The following is a 20,797-nucleotide window of genomic DNA, read 5'->3' as shown; positions in this document are numbered from 1 at the left end:
AAAATCTCTTGGTAATTGGGTTAGATTGAGTATTCTGCAGCGTATCCGGTAATCGTACCGTTCAACGATTGAAGCATCGTTTGGAATTCTTCTTTCGTAAATACTGCTTGTGATTCAATGATCACTGAGGTGCCATCTTCGCTTAACACGAAGGAAATAACTCTGGAATCATTGTTTAATAATGTTTCCAAAGCAGATTTTTGAGCAATTCCAATTCCTGAAAGACCAATAACATGGTGTGCTCTTACGCCGGTCAGGATATCAACACCTGAAATTTTGTTTTGATTCATGTGATTTTGAACTTCAGAACTCGACAAGCTGTAGATTTTCTCATAAACCTGACCGAAGGATTTGAAGGTCAAAAAAACGGTGCTGAATGCGATTAGTAGTAAATATTTCTTCATTTTGGATTATTGTATGACATGCAAAAGACGGAATTATTAAAATTAGGTTGTCTGTTGTTTCCTAAATTATTATCAATTCAAGCCTTTGAACAATCAAAATGGGGTTCACATCGATTAATTTCAGAAACCATTAGAATGTTTCCTAAAATTTCTTGTCCATTTTTAAAATTAGTTACATTTGCTCCCAAGTAAAACAAAAGCATTAATAATAAATAATATGTCAAGTAAATACCAAGCACAGATTGACGCTTTTATGGAAAAAGTAAAAGCTACCAACGGTCACGAAGCAGAATTTTTACAAGCTGTTCATGAAGTTGCTGAAGCAGTTATTCCTTTTATGGAGGAAAATCCAAAATATAAGACTGCAAAAATTCTGGATCGAATCGTTGAGCCGGAAAGAACGATCATCTTCAGAGTTCCGTGGTTGGATGACAATGGTGATATCCAGGTAAACCGTGGATACCGTGTAGAATTCAACTCTGCAATCGGACCATACAAAGGAGGTCTTCGCTTCCACCCTTCTGTGAACCTTTCTATCCTGAAGTTCTTAGGATTTGAACAAATCTTCAAAAATTCATTGACTACACTTCCAATGGGAGGTGGTAAAGGTGGTTCTGATTTTGATCCGAAAGGAAAATCAGATAACGAAGTGATGAAATTCTGTCAATCTTTCATGACTGAACTTTCCCGTCACATCGGTGCTGATACGGACGTACCTGCAGGTGATATCGGTGTTGGTGGCCGTGAGATCGGTTACATGTTCGGACAGTACAAGCGTATCCGTAACGAGTTTACAGGAGTATTGACAGGAAAAGCTCGTAACTGGGGTGGTTCTTTGATCCGTCCGGAAGCTACAGGTTATGGAACAGTATACTTTGCAAAAGAAATGCTGGCTACTAAAGACGATTCTTTCCTGGGGAAAACAGTTGTTATTTCCGGTTCAGGAAACGTAGCTCAGTACGCTTGTGAAAAAGCAACTCAATTGGGTGGTAAAGTAGTTACTTTGTCTGACTCTTCAGGTTATATCCACGATGCGGAAGGTATCGACGCTGCGAAACTAGCTTTCGTTATGGAATTGAAAAACGTGAAACGCGGACGTATCGAAGAATACGTAAAACAATACCCTTCTGCGAAATTCGTTTCAGGAAAACGTCCTTGGGAAGTAAAAGCTGACATCGCGTTGCCTTGTGCTACTCAAAACGAATTGAACGGTGATGAAGCAAAAGCTTTGATCGCAAACGGAGTAATCTGTGTTGCTGAAGGAGCTAACATGCCAACTACACCGGAAGGTATTGCTGCATTCCAGGCTGCTAATGTATTGTTCTCTCCGGGGAAAGCATCCAACGCAGGTGGTGTTGCAACATCCGGATTGGAAATGTCTCAAAACTCTTTGCGTTTAAGCTGGTCTGCTGAAGAAGTGGATCAACGTTTACACGGAATCATGGTTTCTATCCACGAAGCTTGTGTGAAATACGGAAAAGATGCTAACGGAAATGTTGACTACGTGAAAGGTGCAAACATTGCAGGTTTCGTGAAAGTTGCAGATTCTATGATTGACCAGGGATTGGTATAATCGAAAAAACAAATACCCGAAAACCGTTCCGGCTAAGCCGGGGCGGTTTTTTTATTATCAGTAGGGTCGTAAAATTTTACGCCCCTACTGTTTTTTGTCAATTCAGCATTCGGAATTCTGCATTCGTAAGTTGAATTCAGTACATTTGTGTGCGATATTCAATATGGAAAAAGAAAAAACAAAACGATTGATTGATTTCGATCGGACAGGTTTCGAAAACGAAGAACTTGTCACTATCTATAAAGCGATTGCAAAACCGCGTTTGATCGAAGAAAAAATGCTGATTCTTCTGCGTCAGGGGAAAATTTCCAAGTGGTTTTCCGGCTGGGGACAGGAAGGTATTTCAGTAGGATCTGCCTACGCCATGAAGGAAGAAGAATTCATTCTTCCGATGCACCGGAATTTAGGAGTTTTCACTACACGCGGAATTCCTTTGAACCGCCTTTTCGCTCAATTCCAGGGAAAAATGTCGGGATTCACGAAAGGCCGTGACCGCTCTTTCCACTTCGGAACAAAAGATTACAACATTGTCGGGATGATTTCACATTTGGGACCTCAATTGGGGATCGCAGACGGGATCGCATTGGCAAACAAATTAAAGGGGAATAATAACGCTACGATCGTATTTACCGGCGACGGTGGTGCGTCTGAAGGTGATTTCCACGAATCACTGAACGTGGCGGCAGTTTGGGATCTTCCGGTAATTTTTGCCGTTGAAAATAACGCCTGGGGATTATCTACTCCAAGTGTAGAGCAATTCCGCTGCAAGCAGTTTATCGATAAAGGAATCGGCTATGGAATGGATGCATTCCAGGTCGACGGAAACAATATCCTGGATGTGATCCGCACAGTACGCAAAATTGCAGATTCCATCCGTCAGAAACCTCGTCCGTTCTTATTGGAATGTATGACTTTCCGTATGCGCGGTCACGAAGAGGCTTCCGGTACGAAATACTACCCGGAAGGAATCCAGGACGAATGGGCAAAGAAAGATCCTGTGACCAATTACGAAATGTACTTATTGGAACAAGGAGTTTTGACCGAAGAAACGGTTGAACAGATCCGGCAGGAAATCAAAGACGAAATTCAGAACGGTCTGGAGATCGCATTTGCCGAAGGTCCTATCGAAGCGGATCTTCAAAGAGAACTGGACGATATTTACGCTCCTTTTACGCAAACCGTTATTGAGCCGATCAGCGATAAAAAAACGGAAAAACGCCTGATTGATGCCGTTTCCGACTCCTTGAGAGAAAGCATGGTCCGCTACCCGGATTTAGTAATCATGGGACAGGATATCGCCGAATACGGAGGTGCTTTCAAAGTAACCGAAGGTTTTGTAGAGCAATTCGGAAAAGGACGCGTGCGCAATACGCCGATTTGTGAATCAGCAATCGTTGGTGCCGGACTCGGGTTATCCATTGCAGGCATGAAAGCAGTTGTGGAAATGCAGTTTGCAGACTTCGTAACCTGCGGATTCAACCAGATCATCAATAACTTAGCGAAGATCCATTGGAGATGGGGGCAAAATGCAGACGTGGTTGTCCGCATGCCTACCGGAGCAAATACTGCTGCCGGACCATTCCACAGTCAAAGTAACGAAGCTTGGTTCTTCCACACTCCGGGACTGAAAGTGGTTTATCCTGCTTTCCCGGGTGATGCAAAAGGATTACTGAATGCTTCCATTGAAGATCCGAACCCGGTTCTGTTCTTCGAGCACAAATACCTGTACAGAAGTATCCGCGAGGACATTCACGACGATTACTACACAACTGAAATCGGGAAAGCAGGATATGTGCGCAAAGGAGACGATTTAACCATCATTACCTACGGTTTGGGAGTTCACTGGGCGATGGAAGCGCTGGATGCACATCCGGAGATTTCTGCAAACCTGGTTGACCTGAAAACCCTGCTTCCTTTGGACACGGAAACGATTTATGAAGCGGTTCGCGCAACCGGGAAAGTAATCGTCCTGCACGAAGACTGCATGACAGGAGGAATCGGTGGTGAATTGGTGGCGCTGATCAACGAAAACTGCTTCGATTCATTGGATGCTCCGGTGAAACGTGTGGCATCTTTGGATACACCGGTGCCATTTGCAGTAGCATTGGAAAAACAATTCCTGCCGGCAGAACGGTTTAAGCAGGCTTTGGTGGAGTTGTATGAATTCTGATTTCTCCCGCTGATAGCGCAGATAATATAAATCCCGGTGTTTTCACACCGGGATTTTTTTGTTGCTCATACGGATAGAAATCTAGAATTTTCTCTATTACCATTCCTTAATGTTACGCTGAAAGTTATTAACTAGGAAGGTATCATTATTATCTAAATGTTAACCTCTGAACGGATAATACATTATAATATAAATTTAAATTCCGTATGTTATAAGGAATAACATTAACAGGGTCCATACTATCTATGTCTATATTCAACCCTCCAATAGGTTTAGACTTAGGCGGAGTTGAAACAGGCTTAGGAATGGGGAAATAATCCCAAGCCACCACAGTTATCTTTATCAAAGCTCCTGTCGCTACAGTCACTGGAGTAGGAATCATTAATAACCTATCGGCTATCATATCCGCCGTAGCTAAGGCTGTTTTTTCCGCAGCACTTCCCCATTCATGATTTGCAATATCTTGACCAATATCAATAACCTCTGCTGCAGTTCCAATTGGTCCAAGATACTTATCCACCGCATCAAGTGTTTTAAACATCTGTTTCCCAGCAGTACCATTCTTTATTGTTCCGGTCTGATTAAGTAGTCTTTCTCCATTTTTCGTATATAAGTCACTTGTCCCTCCAGTTCCATTGACACGGTACGGATCTCCCTTACTTATGCCCGAAGATATTCCTGTAACATCCTTAGCTCTTGAAACACTATTTGAAACAGCAGAAGCAGGTTTAGTAATAGATGGTACTGAAAGATTTTTTAAAGAAGCATCTATATCATCTAAAGGTTTTCTATGTTCATTGTTATGCGTATCCTGTCCTCCAGTTCTTGTCATTGATTTTTCCGTTACCGTCCATTTTTTATTAAAATAGGTATATGTTCGAAACAAGTATTGATCACCTCCCTGATCATATCTAAATGATTGTGTTTGATAATCTGTTACATTTTCTAAATCCAAAACAACCTTTTTCTCATATTCAGTATCTACAGCTCCGTACATATATTCTACAGCTGGACCTCCTTTCAATCCTAATGGATCTGTGTAATAAACAGGATTATCATTAAACGCGACATACGGACTCATCCACGGAAATTCTGCCATCAACGGATCCAAACTCATCCATCTTCCCAGTCTCGGGTCGTATTGTCGGAACTCGGTGGTGTAGGATTTTCCGTTTCCTTTCACTTCGTTGTCTAATTCCATGCCGTTGTAACCGTAGCGGTACTTATCGATGTTGTTATTTCTGCCCGGCATTTCCATCCCGAACGGGTAGTAATCTGCCTGCATCAAAGCTACTGCGTTGTATTTGGCACGTTGCCTGATCGTCACGTCCTGCAGGTAATACGTATACGTTCCAGAACCGGTTGTTGGTTTCACGCGCACGCTGGTGGTGGTTGAAGTAGCTGTGAAACGGAAGTTATTTGTTACACCGCTTACCAACGCATAGGTCACACCATTGATCACAGTACTCAATCCGCTCGTCGTTCCCTGGATCGGAGTGATGGAAACCACATAATCCTCTCCTACCGTCGTACTGTAATTTTCAAACACGTAGATCGTAGAACCGGTTTGGGTCATGTTCAGCTGACTACCACTTACCGTTGGCGTACCGGAACTTGCTGCCCAACCTGTGAGCCCGCTGTCAAACGTGTTGATATCGTTCAACTGTGTGTTCTGGGTCACTATCTTCCGATCGGTGATCACCGCATTTACATTCCCCAAATAATTGGTCAGCTCGTAACGTTTCTTCCCGGTTTCGTTGGTAAACACCGGGTCTTCCAGAGCCGTGTAGGCATTGTTGTACACTACTTTTTGTGCGCTCACCACACCCAGGCGGGATGCTCCATACAATAGTTGTTCGTTAAGCGTTGCTTTCTGAGTACTTGCAAAACTGTTCATCATTACATCGTAAGTAGCCATGACCTGCCCGTTGGCATCATAGGCATAATACGTATACAACCAGGAGTAATCCGATGATTGTTTCACGATTGTATTGCCAAGCACGCTTTTCGTGATTTTCACTACACGCTGACCGAACGGATTGTAGATGAACTCCAATGCTGTATTTGGCCCCTGCTCCGACTGGAGTTTTTTATCTCCGAAACGCCATACCAGGCTCGTAATTCCTTCCTGGTTATCACTGAGCAGCTGGCCGATTTCATCGTATTTATAGTTGCCGGCACTTTGCCCCGAATTAATATCGTCGGTATAATTCCCGTCTGTTGCGGATACATCCGACACGTAACTCAGTTTGTTCGTTCCCGACACGTAGTTGTATGATAAATCATCCATTCCCAAAACAGTCGCAGGCGGACCTGAGCTAACAAAACCGTTCCGGAACAAGCTTTTCAGGTTTCCGTTCTTGTCGTAGCTGTATGTCGACTTGTAATCATCCGTGTGAGTTGCTGCGGTCCAGTTATTCGCGGATGTATTGATTCCCCGGTAGACATCCATCGATTTGAGACGTTGCAACTGGTCATACACATACACACCTGCCTGCGTTTGGTTTGTCAGGCCGGAAACCGAAGTCACCGAATGGGAAATGTTTCCGTTATACAAAGACTTGATTGCGGCTGCCATCGGGTTACTTCCGGAATACGGATCTGCTTCAAAATTGGCAGCGGTGGTATTGATTCCTTTGTAATCACCCTGGAAATAACCAATGGTGTAACCGACCAGGTCTTTTGCAACCAGGTCATGCGCCATGAGGTTGTTAGCATAGTAACCGGACGTCAATCCGCTTGCTCCGTCTCTCGCCGGATCCGTAGCCGGTTGCAGCGAACTGCTGTTCATTCCTTTGATCCAGCCGTTGATCGTATAGCTGAAATCGTTGGCTTGTACCTTATACTCACCGATTTCCACACGAGCCATCGGTCCGTAATCGAAGTAGCGGTAATGTGCTTCCCTGTTTTTGTGCACACCGGCATCTTTGGTACTGAATACTTCGGTGAGGCGATTCAGTACATCGTATACATATTCGTGCGTAATACGGTCGCGGCCTGCTTCCCAGACAGCAGTCGTTTGGTTGTACTCTTTCTCCTGGTATTTGACCTTCTTCACATTTCCGCTCAGCAGTTCAAACTCGTAGCGGGTCGATTTCACATCTTGTTTCACCGGGGCCAATGCCGGAACATCCTGCAGGTTTTCCAATACATTCCCATGTTCGTCATAGGAATAATGGATCGCTGAAGCATAGCCTGTCAATGGCATCACAGAACTGCTTACTGCGTCAAAATACACCACACTGGCAACCCGCAAACGCAGGTTTTTAGGTGCTGTTTCAAATTTAGCTGTTACAGCCGGAGACATCGCGTTGTCGTAAACGGTATAGGTCACCTCGGTTCGTGTCCCGGAATACACCCAGGCCTGGAAACCGGCTCCCTTATCATCTGATTTAATTGTTGCTTCACTGATCGGAAGGATGGAAATCATTCCACCTCCTTTCTGAGGAACTTGCTGGTCAATTTGCCCGGTTTCTACCGGTCTTCCGTATTTGTCATACAGAATATAGCTGTACTTAAATTCGATTGCCTGGACCGGGTTCTGGGAAGCCACTATTCGTCCATAATAATCGTACCAATAGTTTGTTTTCCCTGTTAAAGAAGGATTAACAGGATCCAGCTGATCAGGATTCGTAGTACTCACCAACTGGTTATAGCTATTGTATTCGTATTTGGTTTCGTAGCTATTTCCAGGGAAAGGCGGTGCCGAACTGTACATACTCAACGGATTGTAAGTAGAAAAATCTACTACCGAATTTCTTGCTGCAGTTACATTGGCCGTATTAAAGCTTGACGGAATCCCCAACGGCGCAACCGTACGCGCCAGGTTTCCTGCCTGGTCGTAGAAGAACAAGGTATAGTGATAATTGTTGCGCATTCCTGTGTAACTCAATTTTTCTGTAGAGAATGCCGCGGCACAATCGCTTCTGTATTCCGTTTCGTACGCAGTGTATGCATCTGCTACGTTCGATAGGTATTGTTCCAGCGCATTTTGATACAACTCATCCAGGCGTGGCTGATAACAAGTTTTTCCATCATCGTATGAAGGAAGTTTGTCACAAAGCAACTCGGTGGTTTCGGAACAATAACAAATCGTAGCCCGTAAGCAACTGCTGGTTCCGGTAAGCTCTGCCGTTTTTACTTCTCCGCAACTCAGGTAAGAAACCATTACTGTGAAACCGTTGTTTTCCGAACAATTGGTACTTACCGGCTGAATCATACCGAAACGGATGATGTCTTTAAACGTGAAACCGGCATTGTCAGGAAGCGTTAATGTAATGGAACAATTCTCTTCCGTGCTTCCGAAAGTAGTTGTCAATACATTCCCGCTCAACGAAGACCAGTATTGGTGTCCATTCAATTCGTCCTGTAATTGGCTATTAGCAAATACAATGTTACCAGTAAGCAGATTTACAGGTGTGCCCGATGGAGTAATGATCTTTCCCTGGTAGCTAACCAAGGTCATCACCTCCGCCCATTCATTCAATACCGGATTGGTATAACAATACGGCGATCCGCTTGTTGCATGACACTTATTGATATAGGACAAATAATCCGGATAAGTCAAATGAAAATTAAGGGAATTGTTCAGGTAATTGGTAACGATCGTTGTATACGTCTGTGTGTTCTCAAAATCATCCACATCGTCAAAACGGTCTTCCAATAGATTCATCAGGCTATCAATAACAGCACAATCCACACAGCCGGATCCTTCCGTGCAACTTAATGTTGCAGGTACTTCCAAATCCTGATTCATCAGGTTCGTATTCGCGTTCGCAACCCATGGATTCGGGTCATTCGGATCATATGCCCCTTCTACGAACTTATCACATTCACACAGCAAGTAGTTGGCATCCTGTAATTCTATTCCCGTATTGTGCGCGAGCATTTGTTCCAGGTTGTATCCTAACGGGTTATTATGGGTCAGATCGTAATTGGCTTGTTCGATAGCCCGGCATCCGCAGGTATCCAACGGATGAACCAGCATGGAATCCAGCGCCCCGTTTGAAATATATGGACCGGGTTCAGAGATCAGCAAAGAAGTACACAATTCGTCTTCATACCCCGATCCGAAATAATGTGCAAGAATTTCATCGATCGTGCTGTAAGTTCCACCGTATCCCGGAGGTGCAGTAGTTGATCCGGCAGGATGAGCCGTATCGCAACCACTCATACAAAGCGTCACCAGGTCATTGTAGAACTGAACGCTGTCCATAGCGCTTAATGCCCAATACTGTTCACAACCGGCAAGTTGTGCTACCCAATCATTGGCATATTGCTGACACGCACTCTGGCATGCACTTGCCGAATAAGTTTCCAGAGTAGTTTGAGCTTCACTCGCTGAAATACTTCCATCCATATTGGCATCAAAACCGGCGAGCATATTCGAATTGCCCCAAAGTGCATGTTGGTTGGACCAGTCTCCGCTTCCGATCTGGGTATTATTACAGATCTTGGTTTGTGCACCGTAAGTAACGATGTTTTTCAGTTGAAGGTAAATCGAGCGGTAATTGATCCAGACCAAATCCAGGTAACATCCCTGATCGGTATTGCTTGAATCACTAAATGCAGAGATACAGGACGAAAAATCTCCTGTTCCGCCACAGTAAGCCTGGTAAACTGCTTCTTCCCACGCGCTGTGTCCCGAACTCATATAATTATTCATCAGGCTTAACATCTGTGGAATATCCGTTCCATGCGTACTGAAATAAGGATCTGTTCCCGTTGCCGTACAAGGAATCGGAGTTACGTCACATCCTGTAAACGGAGCAAAATACCCTTCCGAACAGGCAGTGGCATAATCGTACGTATTCAGCATCTCCCGGTCGTAATTATTCGATGCAGTCAAATCACTTTCACAGAATTTTAAAAAGCAGTATTCCGGATGATAAGGCAGCAATGCATTTGCCCAACTTGGTTGAAAACTTTCAATAAAGCGTTGAAATGAAGCATATTCTGCGTAGTTTCCATCGATCATGGCATCAGTAACTCCATCTGCCTCTTTATAATGATCATAACCGGAATCATCTGCTTTACGCGGATGTTTCCAGTCCATATTGGCTCCCAAAGCATCCTCCGTTAAAACAGAATGTATTGTAGAGCCACCTATATAAGGGCTATATGATCCTGATGTATTGATATAACCGGCATACTGACCTCCCGGTGTCATATCTGCAAGCATCTGAGCCCGGTAAAATGTACAGTCGTCCGTTTCCTGCTCTGTTATTTCGTCAATACAATTCTCAAACGGTTCAGCCGCATAAGCTGGATTAAACAACTCAGACAATGGTGTCAGACAAGTAGACTGCGCACTATAAACACACCAGTTATCCTGGATAATCTGTTCGTGAAGACTGAGTTTTTTAACAATCTGGTAAAGGCCCTTGTCCAAATAAAAAGCCGGACTTGTGAAGCTTTCTTCTGCATCAGCAGCACACACATTTCCCACATCTTCTCCAGCAAGTGTGATGGTATTGGAATATTTTACGGTTCCGGAGCATTCTTCCACTACAGAAAGCGTCATATCGTAGACACAGTCCATACAGAAGTTCTCTGTCATGCATGCATTGTGGAATTGTGCCGGAGTAAAGGCGTAATTAATGGTGTAATTTCCGGATGTCGTAAAGTATTCATTATAAGTCAAAGTAGAAGACGGCACACTCCAATCAATGTGCTGCTGGTTTTGCGGTAAAATATTGGTTGTTGCCGTTACACCTCCGTTCCCATCGATCGGTGATAAGGAAGACGGAGCATCTCCGGCCAGGTAACTGGCAATTACTCTACCGGCCATATCGGAATACTGGATATACGCCTGACCATTTGCATCTACGGTCACCATTTTCTCGTAGTGGCTGGCCTGACCCACTTCTGCACCGAACAATCCGTCCAGTTCAGCCTGGTTCGGGGTCGGGTAATAGAACCAGGAATCGTGACCATTTCCGCCACGCAGGGTTCCTCCTACTCCAGCCGTTTTTTCCAGTCGACCGGTAAAATCATTCATATAATAAGCCCGGGAATACGGATACTTTTCTGCATCCGGAATGCGCTTGTTGGCACCATCCTGGGTGGTGTTAGCCGACGAATAATACTTTCCGGCCCCGCTTGCATTGGAAAATGGCGCGGTAACGGTATTACAGGCTGTGGTTGTTGCAGCATCAAAATCCTTGTAGTCAATCCCGGAAGGACTGTTGTCTGTCTGGAATGCATTGAAATTCGGTTTGTGATGCAAATCTTCTCCATCAACGGGGGTGGGTAAATCTGCGATCACTCCTCTTCCCAATTCATCGTAATAGACGTTCGACACGACAGCTTGTTTGGTTGCGGTATTGTGTCCTACCTGCTGGCGGCCACGACCAAGTCCATCCGCATAGGAAATTCCTTCAAAACGGTTTCCTTTGTCGTCGTAACTCACCTGGTGACTCCAGTTCATATTCGGATCATAATCACCAACTACGTTGATCACGTTGGCCCCCACGTGTAGAGCAATCAACCCGCTTTCCACATTTGTCCAGTCTCCTTCATTCCTAACTGTTGTATTACCGATATAACCGATCGGGCGGATCCTGTAGACAATATACCCGCTATTAAAAACCTTCGGTATGCGCCAGGTATTCCCCAATACAAATACCCTGGTGGAATTTAAGTAATAGTCATAACTCAATTGTCCCGTTGTCAGGTAGGTTCCGCCCAACGTATTCGGATTACTGGTCATTGTTACATCACTCACATGCACCCATTCCAACTCATAACCTTCGGCACCCACTTTCTGGTCCCAATTGAATTCGTAATAATTCGCATCGCTGGCGTCCACACTTAAACCGGTTACCATTCCCGGTGTCAGCGTATAATTTCGGTCTACTTCGATTTCAGAACTGATATAGATATCCTCTTTATCCAAACTGGCATCCATCGCAATCAGGTAGACTTCTACCCGGTGGGCATCCGAAAATGCATACGTTTGCAGATCAATGGCTGAACCGGTAGGTGTTGCATGAACGTAGTTCAAACTCAGCGTTTGTGTAGTTGTACTCATGGTGAAGCTACCGCTCACCCATTTCCACATTTTAATCTGAACGGTGATATTCCCGATCAAATCATTGGTCTGTGCTACCGCCGGATTGATTCCCAACCGAACCCTGTTCTTCACACTCTTGATCGTGTAATTTGAACTCCAGGAAGGATTTGAAAACATTTCATTATACCGGTCATCATAGACCCTCAGCAAAGGAACGGTCGGGGAAACTACCAAATCCGTACCTCCCGATTTACGTGCGCTGAACTGTTCTATTCCTGCATGCACCTGCAAGCCTGAAAAAACAACTAAAAAAAGGATTACTAATGATCTCATCTTGATTAAGGTTTTGGTTGTTTGAATCCACTCATTTCGCTTTCCGATACCGTTTTGATCCCTTCAATGGTTTCCACTCTCATGCGAACCAGGTTCAAATTTTCATCGTAATTGTAGAAAGTCGTATAGTTATACCCGTCATGTGTAGCCATCGGCAGCATGGTTTTGGGATCGTAGACGGTTGTCGTCATTCCGGCTGTATACGGATGTATCCGCAAATCATCGAAATAAGCGGCTGCCCCATTGATGTGTTGCAGCTTGATAGAAATACTGCCTGACGCCGGAATATCAAACACTCCTTCCACACGTCTCCAGCCATCCAGGATATTTCCTGTCGGAGTAAACGTGTACGGAGCTCCCGCAATGGTAACCACTATTTGTCCATCCGCTATTGCTGGATTACTAACCTTCACCCATGCACTGATTACATATTTTACCGCATCGGGAGCAAAAGGCTGTACACAGTAACAGGAATTGGCAACAAATCCCAAGGCAGGTGTCTGCCGGTCATTCGGTTCCGTTACCGGGCAATTGGAAGGTGAAATCGTATACGTATTGGTTACGGAAGACAGATTCCCGATACTCAGGGACGCTAAGCCGCTGTGACGAACCGTATTGCTGATTGAAACATTTGAATTGGCTGCATCTGCTGCCTTAAAGTCAAAATGAGTATTGTTTACCATAATCCCGTTTGTATTGGAACCACCTGCGGCATCATCGATCAGGTAGTTGTAGTACCCGTAATCTTCAAACCCATCGTAACCAATATCCTGCTGACGGGCATTCATAGCCTGCGCAATCGGAGCCAGATTAAATAAATTGTTATAGCCGTACAAAACAGATGATCTCACATCGATCTGGTTTTTACTTTCCAGGGGAGCTCCGTACGGATCATAAGCTGTAACCACTCCGCTTTTTCTCCAGTAATAGAAATCCGTCGGACTGATGTAATCCGGGTGTCCGTTCTGGTTGATCTGGAACCAGCCGCTTGTACTTCCGATAGCAGGAATCTGATAGAATGGTTTGTAGGAGGTATATGTTCCGTCGAAACGCGTTTTATAAGGATGCTGCGCATTCAGACGTTCACTTTGCCACGTATACTGGATATCCGGAACCAGATCACCCCGCACACCGTACAGGTATGGATTAACGACTGATCCAACGGTCACTTCGTTGTTGTTCATCCTTGTTTCTTCTTTCATTTCCATGCCGCATTTCATACTTCTGCGGTTCCGTAGCGTTATGGCACTTGAGCTGATGATTTCCGATACGGGCATCACAATAGCGGACCCCGACCATGGGTTGTGTTTTGTAACAACACTCTGCATGATCATTCCCTGTTTATTGGCTCTGTTTGATCGGAGAATAAGCACACTGTGCAACGTTCCCGGACTGGAGATAGAAGTTGCTGTAATACTTCCGCCCTGGCCCATTAAATACAATTGATTGGTTACATTGTGGCGTGCCACCCAAGCTTCAGGCTGACCGGAAATATCCAGCAAGCGCACATAATCTCCTTCGGTGAGGACGTCATCCGCATTGGAAAACGTATTGTCCGAATTAATGATCACTGAAACTGTAGCGCGATGACTTTCGGCATATTCCCGAAGGATTTTGTAATACCAGTGAGCCGGGTAAGAAAAGGAATACAAACGGTCATTGTACTCATCGTTCAGGCTGGATAACAAGACATTTCCGGTGTGGTAATCATATAACTCGTTTTGGGCTGTATTGATCGATCCCAGGTTTTCTGTCACCACACTTTCTACGATCGCAGAACGATTGATGTGTTTTATCAATGCCGCAGAGGAAAAACCTTCTACTGTTTCTGCCCGTGAATAAGACGGCAGTATGATTGGAACCGGTGGTAGTCCTACCAGCAGGATACTCAAATTGATCCCGAACTGCTGATGTAAACTTTTACTCAATACGTACCGCGCATCCAGGTGCACATCTGTTTCCTGTGCCAGGTTTGCATCCACAACGGTTCCGTTTCGTTTAATAACTTTGTGTGTATTGGTTAATCCCGAATAGTTATACGTGGTTCGTGATTGCACCACTTCATTCACTGCTCCGTTTCCAGCTTGTTCAGAATTAATGATTGCCTGTTCTTTGGGTTTTCCATGGAAATCATTCGTTTCCACCACAAATCCCTGGCTGTAGCCATGTTTACTCGTAGAATTCCCCAAGAGAACAGATGTCGGCTCATCAATATCGAGTCCTTTGATCACATCCGTTTTGTTGGTTATCATCGGAAACTGATGAGTGGTGTAATAGTTACTTTTCGAATACCCTTTGTTCGGGGTTCCATTGATTTGCACTCGTACTTCCTCGTAGCCGACCATCGCGGGCGGTAATAGGATAGCTGATACCGGAGCAACAGAATACCTTGACTCATCCGGATACTTCTCAATCCTGTTGATATAGGTTTCCCACCGGTAGAATTCGCATTCGTCCAAAACCGGAACCGGCTCGGAAGCAGCATTTCCCGAAGTTGTAAACCTGGAAGGGTACAAATAATCCCACGTGTATTTCCCGTCATTTTCGGTCGAAATAGCATTCCATTTATCAGTATAGATCAATTGTCTCACACGACCGTTTCCACCATATTTCAGATTCCCCGGAATGTACAGGCGAACAGTTGTCAACGCATAGTTAATATCCGTACTAATTGAATTCGCCCAACCGTTCTGATGCATGATCAAATCCACATCACCGTCTTTTTTCAATGCTTTATCAATGCTCAGGTCACCGGCACACCCCACACAGGTTCCATAAACCAGGTCCGGTAATTCCCTGCGAATAAATTGGATCGCTGATAATTCCATGTTATTGAATACAATTCCTTTTTGTTTTGTATCATTATTCTTTACCTGTGATGTTTTCAGGATCACATATCCGTAGGAATAGAAATTATCGGTTCCCAGCGGAGGAAGTACACCGATCGATGCAATATCATCCATATCTTCCTGGATCTCGGCGAAAGCATTGATCAATTCGGTTCCGAATGCCGATCCTTTTACATTGACATGCAATTTAAATAACAGTTCTTTTAAAGGCAGATGAGCTCCCTCATTCTGGGAGAAATACAGTTTTTTCAACTCCGAATTGGCATCCGTCACCGAATTAGGAATGGTTTGTTCCAGTTTAAACAACACCACATTATTCGGGACCATGCTTTCATTCAGAACTCCCAAATCGCCATAATATTTCTCTGTTTTTGTTTTATTGGTTCCCGACATGGAACCGCTTAAGTTCTGATGGAAATCCGTATGTAATCCGGTTGTTCCGTTCCAGGTTGATCCACCGGTAATTGTCAGTAAATCATAGATATTGGTGAATCCTGCTACATCCGTATGTTTCATAACACGTGTGTTCTGCACTGTTGCATAAGAATCCGGTTCGTATACGATTTCCAGTGTTCCTCCTGTCGGATTGGTGATCTTATTCAGTTTCCACATTTTTGCCACATCACCCGCATTGGTTGCATCCTGATCAGCATACGGAAATTGTGTCAGCGGTTTTCTAGTATTTGCAAGACTCGCTATTTTTGGATTTCCCCATGCATCTACATTGTATGTGAAATCAAGGTTCTCTTCAGTTTCATAATCAAATTTGTAAGCATATAAACCCATTTCTTCCGATTTACCGCTGTAGGAGCGGATAGCTTTCAATGTCAGTTTACCGGATTCATTATAATTGGTCCCCGTATTTACGTTGGTTGGATGGTTCTTACACAATTCATAACTGTATTCGAATTCAATGATTTGTAATGGAACTGCTGCTGAACCGGTAGTAGGATTCATGCGCTCTGAACGGTTGTAAATCACGATCTTCTTCAAATATTTCAGTCGATTGGCAGGATTCAAACCTCCGTTGTCGCCATTCACGGCACAACCATCCATGCGCGGATTCGTTGCGTCACTCAATACAAACTCAGCAATTACATTTTTGGATTCCACCGAATTGGTGTACCAAATTTCTTTTTCGCCATACGCATAATTGGCCATATCATCCGTGTTGGTAGCCAGCTTTCCTTCATCGAAATAAGCCGATCTTAACTCAACGGGCATCCGCCATTTGTACGGATTGGTAGCATCGTAAAGGCGCGTGTAATTGAATTTGTAATAAGATCCCACATCATCGAGTGTAGGGCCATCATTCAAGCGGTCAATGTAGTCCGAACTTTGTAATTCGGTCAATAAAAAGGAATGGGCAACCGCCGGAACAATGGTTTGATCATAATACCCCGAAACACCATGCGGATTATTGACCGTGTTATCACCGGTATTGTATGTAACCGTATTCGTGGTAGTGCTCAATCCGTCAGCAGAAAACATTACCTGCGACGAATTCAGGTCATAAGCAGGAATTCCGAAAACATACTTCATTCCCTCCTCATTAACCACTTCGATTGCCGAAAGATGGTTGGAATAGTTCGGTGAATTGGCTGCGCTCGTTTGCAACCTGTTGATCAACGTAAAATTTACCGGAGAACTATTCAGTGTATACGATCTATAGGAAGTATATTTAGACCCGATGGCAGCGTAATCTTCCGCCGTATACGGTAAATAACTGGTTGCTCTTACTAATGCTTCCGGCTGGTTCAAAGCAGTTGGGTTGATTGTTGAAGAAGTACCGTTTGTAACCAGGTCGCTCGTCAGAACAATATCTTTTCCGTTGCTGCTTTTCGCCAGCCTGACATAGCTTTTATTCGCTCCGCCCAACGCTGTTTCATCGGTCATATCTTCCGGAGTCATTTCACCGACTCCCTTGAAATAAACCGCTTTATCAAACTTATTTGTCACCGGCTCCTGCGTAAATTCCATCGCATAGCTGCCGTCTTCTTTTTTAAGCACCCCGGCCTTTGTACTGGAATTCCCCACTGTCACACTCGGGTTGACGCTAATTACCGATGGGGCTCCATTAACATATCCCCCCGCAAGGTTTGTCCCGCTTACGCTATTGTCATTGGATTTTTCCGGATCCCTGTAAGTTCCGAAATCGTTTCTTCTTCCCCTGAAAGTAGCACCCAGTCCAAGGGCATTTACCCGGAAAATGTCGTATGTCTGAACAGAAAAGGCCAGGTTTTTCATTTCTTCCGAATATTCCACATCATTGGTTCGGTTGAAATCCATTAACGGATATTGAAAATCCGTAACAGAATAGTTGTAGTATTTCCCGTTGTGGAAATACCCGATGGCAGGTTGAAAGATCTGGTGATTGGAATTCAGTACCACATCTGTTGACCGGCTTTGAGTTTGGGTAATTATCCCGGCAGTCAAAACAAAACTTTTACCTATTTCCTTACCAATGTGAATGTTCAATTCGCTGGAACTGGATACACTCCTGTTACGCATGGAAATGTAAGGGATGGCAGTTTGTGTTCCGTACATAACGGTAGACGATGCTCCATAACTTCCACCCACTCCGGCATTATCGCCGACCAATTTTCCCCCCAATTCAAAAGAAGTGGTTTTCGATACCAATCCCTGGCGTGAATTGTAATTTTTACCGGATGAAAGAGAAAACTCTGCTCCGCTAGGTAAATTAGGGCTTGCGTAACCGGCATTAAAACCAATATCATTACTTCTGCCGATTCCGCGCTTGGAATCTCGGCTGTATCCGAGACCGAATGTTCCACCGATCGACGGACCATAACTGTCTTTATCCGCCACCACCAATGAAGGAGAAGATTGCAGGCGGAAATCGAATGTTCTTCCCTTTCCGATGTAGTTATCGGTATATTTTCCTATCAAGGCAGTGATTTGTGTTTGAAGAGCAAGTGGATTGTCATCTCCCGGTGTTTGAATTTTCACCCCCGCATAAAGACCGAATTTATTCCCGTAATCCGTATTGGATTTTTGATGAAATGTTTTTACAATCGTCTGGCGTCCGTTAAACTCATCCGGTAAACCTCTCATTTCCCGGCTCACCGCCCCCACATTCAAATCCCAGCCCAAACCAACCCAGGATGCTTCTGATTGCATATTCACCCCTGAATTGTAAGTCAGTACCAGCGGATACCCTTCCACATCCGCCAAGGGAATGGAATACGTGAAATCACCGGAGAATTTATCCACCATTCCATCCGTGCTGGTCAGTGAAAAACCGGATGACTCCGATTGTCCGGGCCCACCCAACGCGGCAACTGCCAAGCTGTTTGATCCTTGCTCCTCGATAAAATCTGTTGTTATTTCCCGGTCAATGAGGCGGTCGATTGTGTGTTCCTTTAAATCCATTCGATCCTGCTTCACGCGGGCTGATCCCAAACCATCTGCAGGCAGATTCATTTTCAACCGATTGAAATTTCGATTTGCCTCCCGGATCGTTGCTGCATAGACAACCGGTTGACCTATTTGAATAAGCATTAAAACCGACAAACATCCGGCAATGAGCCGCGTTTGATTAGACGCTTCTTTACTGATTATCCTTTTTTCCATTATTTCTTGTAAATAAATTCAACGTATTCTTTTTCTCCGGTGCTCTTAGTCAATTCAAGGATATAGTATCCTCCGTCAAGCAAACCATAACTACTGAAATTGAGTGTTGTCCGGTTGTCGCCAAAGACATAATCGATCGCAGGCAATAGCGGATTGGACCCAATCTGAGAGCCATTGTAATTAATTCCTGCAATCAGTGTCCGATTATAGTCGTAGAGTTTCAGTGGCCATTTTTTACCTCCTTCCTGCTGGTATTCTTCAGTAAACTGCAGTTTTAAATTTCCTTTGTAAGCAAGATATAACTGGCCGTCCAAAGCGGCCTTGAATGAAACGTGTGACGTCCTGTCACAATTATTGTCTTCAACGACCATGGATACATAAGGCCTCAGGGAAGCAGTTGTAGCATCGTCAGAGTTGTAGCTCTGGTAACCGATCGTCGGAGATGAAACCGTACCGCTAACACGGTATCCATAATTAGCTGTTGGATTCAATGTCCAGTAGCGGAAATATGCCGTAATATCCAGTGTTTTATTTTCCGTAGTAGTTGCTGTTGCAGGAAGCGAAACTCCGGGAGGTGTGGATATATTCACACCCGGTTGATTTGCTCCTGTAATGGTTAATTCATTCCAATCCGCCGTGACTCTGTTTAAAATACAAGCATTTGTTTGAGTGGAATGAGCACTTCCGAAAAGGTATTGATTGACCTGGTAGAAATAATTATTGGGGTCAAACCAGAGGCGATATCTCAGAAAAAAATAATTATCACTCAATGCTTTTCCTCCTGCATCTGCGTTGATACCGGTACCGAAATTACTATTATTAAAAAGAGTACTTCCCAGGATAACTGTTGCATTATCAATAAAATTCGGATCCTGTCGAAAAAGTACATTAATCACCTCACATTTCGCCCCGATAATAAAGGACATATAGAATTTATCACCCAAACTTCCAGTAACCTGCAAACCATACCAGCCGGGGGCTTTACCGGTAATATTCAAAGTTGTTCCTTCACTTGATCCACCGCTATTGATCCAGGAATAAGTGTTACTTCCGGATCCCCCGGTGATGGTGGGTGAAATTGCTCCGTCCGCACTGGTTGCGGTTGATGCCTGAGTAACTGTGGCAGTAGTCATTGCAAAAGGAATGTACCATTTGATTTCCAGTTTGGGACGATCCGTTGATGTGGTTGCTTCTCTTGTATTGTATTGACAGGCTGTTGTTGCGGTAGTTTCCTGGATTCGCATCACACAGAAACCAACAATCGGAATGGTTCCGTTTACATGGTTTTGAACCATATTTTTCAAATCATTAAATTCCCGTTTACTGCTTACCAGTGCAGAAGTAAAACCTTGATTAACGACTGTCTGAAATGGCTGTGAAGCATAGGTAATCCCAGTCTCTGTCCAACTGCTTGTTACTCCGTTAACCACAAAATCGGAGCTTCCTGCACCACCTTCACCGGTTGCCGTAGGTGTAAGCCTTAAAATCGCACTTGTGACAACTGCATTCGCAGGAATACTTAAACTATTGATGTCAAAATTTACATAAAACCGGTAGACACGTGGCCCAGAAACTACAGAAACGTTTGATGTCGCCAATGTCCCGAAATTGGTTGTTGGATTGCCCGAATAAACTTGTGCATCAATTGTAGCATCCAGGGTGCTGGTGGTTAACTGGGAACGGGCATGAAAGCAAAATACAAGCGCCGGAATAATCAACGCATGAAACCGAAGAAAACTTAAAATCATAAATAAGGCTATAAGTGGTAACTAAATCTGTCTGTTCACCACAAATAGAAACTTTTTGATCAAAACGAAGCAACCAAATAATGGAAGAAATGACCAGGCGGAATTACAATTA

The 20,797-nt window shown here is 44.2% G+C and carries 6 protein-coding genes; 2 read left to right on the top strand and 4 right to left on the bottom strand.

Features of this window, described 5'->3' with window-relative positions:
- Window positions 1–20: 20 nt before the first annotated feature.
- On the bottom strand, window positions 21–404 hold the full coding sequence (locus ABDW02_RS01785) for a hypothetical protein (RefSeq protein WP_343631554.1): 384 nt from the start codon (window positions 402–404) through the stop codon (window positions 21–23).
- 217 nt (window positions 405–621) lie between these two features.
- Between ABDW02_RS01785 and gdhA the strand changes: the two genes are divergently transcribed.
- Together gdhA and ABDW02_RS01775 are read left to right on the top strand one after the other, a co-directional pair.
- Window positions 622–1,977 carry an NADP-specific glutamate dehydrogenase gene (gene gdhA, locus ABDW02_RS01780; RefSeq protein ID WP_343631552.1) on the top strand — a complete coding sequence of 452 codons (1,356 nt, stop codon included), beginning with the start codon at window positions 622–624 and terminating at the stop codon, window positions 1,975–1,977.
- Between the two features lie 163 nt (window positions 1,978–2,140).
- Window positions 2,141–4,147 (top strand): dehydrogenase E1 component subunit alpha/beta, encoded by a 2,007-nt coding sequence (locus ABDW02_RS01775; RefSeq protein WP_343631550.1) that lies wholly within the window; start codon window positions 2,141–2,143, stop codon window positions 4,145–4,147.
- A 148-nt stretch (window positions 4,148–4,295) separates the two neighbouring features.
- On the opposite strand, the gene ABDW02_RS01770 is transcribed toward ABDW02_RS01775, so the two are convergent.
- The 3 genes from ABDW02_RS01770 to ABDW02_RS01760 are packed head-to-tail and all read right to left on the bottom strand — an operon-like array spanning window position 4,296 to window position 20,685.
- Window positions 4,296–12,494 carry an RHS repeat-associated core domain-containing protein gene (locus tag ABDW02_RS01770; protein WP_343631547.1) on the bottom strand — a complete coding sequence of 2,733 codons (8,199 nt, stop codon included), beginning with the start codon at window positions 12,492–12,494 and terminating at the stop codon, window positions 4,296–4,298.
- 5 nt (window positions 12,495–12,499) lie between these two features.
- On the bottom strand, window positions 12,500–18,937 hold the full coding sequence (locus ABDW02_RS01765; RefSeq protein ID WP_343631545.1) for a hypothetical protein: 6,438 nt from the start codon (window positions 18,935–18,937) through the stop codon (window positions 12,500–12,502).
- Window positions 18,937–20,685, bottom strand: a complete 1,749-nt coding sequence (locus ABDW02_RS01760) for a DNRLRE domain-containing protein (protein WP_343631543.1) — start codon at window positions 20,683–20,685, stop codon at window positions 18,937–18,939. The genes ABDW02_RS01765 and ABDW02_RS01760 overlap by 1 nt, the downstream gene beginning before the upstream one ends.
- Window positions 20,686–20,797 lie beyond the last annotated feature (112 nt).

Origin of the sequence: Fluviicola sp. (genome assembly GCF_039596395.1) — a bacterium.
Classification (GTDB): Bacteria; Bacteroidota; Bacteroidia; order Flavobacteriales_D; family Crocinitomicaceae; genus Fluviicola.
Note: the sequence above shows the minus strand (reverse complement) of the source record. Positions and strands in the feature narration are given on the sequence as shown.

Coding starts and splice junctions, on each gene's coding strand:
- ABDW02_RS01785 (WP_343631554.1), bottom strand. CDS start 404: ATGAAGAAATATTTACTACTAATCGCATTCAGCACCGTTTTTTTGACC.
- ABDW02_RS01775 (WP_343631550.1), top strand. CDS start 2,141: ATGGAAAAAGAAAAAACAAAACGATTGATTGATTTCGATCGGACAGGT.
- ABDW02_RS01765 (WP_343631545.1), bottom strand. CDS start 18,937: ATGGAAAAAAGGATAATCAGTAAAGAAGCGTCTAATCAAACGCGGCTC.
- ABDW02_RS01760 (WP_343631543.1), bottom strand. CDS start 20,685: ATGATTTTAAGTTTTCTTCGGTTTCATGCGTTGATTATTCCGGCGCTT.
- gdhA (WP_343631552.1), top strand. CDS start 622: ATGTCAAGTAAATACCAAGCACAGATTGACGCTTTTATGGAAAAAGTA.
- ABDW02_RS01770 (WP_343631547.1), bottom strand. CDS start 12,494: ATGAGATCATTAGTAATCCTTTTTTTAGTTGTTTTTTCAGGCTTGCAG.